We start from the raw sequence: 529 nt of genomic DNA on the forward strand, positions 1-529 counted from the left end.
TTTTGTTCTTTCTTTTCTCTCCTTCTTTTTTTTCTGTTTTAACTCTTCCCATTTTATCTACCCCTTTTTTTTTTTGTTCTTTTTTTTTTTCTTTTTTCCTTCTACACTTCTCTTCTTTTCTCTTTTTTTTTTCTTCCTTTTTCTTCTCACTATTTCTCTTCTTTTCTTTTTTCTTTCTTTTTTCTTTTCTCTCCCCTTCTTTTCTTTTTTTTCTTCCTCTTTTTCTCTTTCTTTTCTTTTTTCTTTTTTTCTTCTTCTATTTTTTTCTCTTTTCTTTCTTCTTCTCTCTCCTTCTTCCTTCCCTCTTTTTTTTTTTTTTCTTTCTCTCCTCTTTCGTCTCTCCCTTTTTTTTTTCTTTTTTTCCCTTCCTTCCCTCTTCCTCTTTTTCTCTTTTCTTCTCTTCTTCTTTCTCTCTCTTTTCCTTCTTCCCTTTTCTTTTTTCTTTTCTTCTTTCCCCTTTCTTCTTTTCTTTCTCTCCCTCTTTCTCTTTTTTTTTTTTTCCTTCTTCTTTTCTTTTCCTTTCTTTTTC

At 29.3% G+C, this 529-nt stretch carries 1 protein-coding gene; it reads right to left on the bottom strand.

Annotation, left to right across the window (positions count from 1 at the left end; genetic code table 11):
* Positions 1–57: 57 nt before the first annotated feature.
* Positions 58–529 (bottom strand): hypothetical protein (locus DNK85_RS12675; RefSeq protein ID WP_208123182.1); only part of this gene is annotated, 472 nt, incomplete at its 5' end.

The organism is Cysteiniphilum halobium (assembly GCF_003574425.1).
Classification (GTDB): domain Bacteria; phylum Pseudomonadota; class Gammaproteobacteria; order Francisellales; family Francisellaceae; genus Caedibacter; species Caedibacter halobius.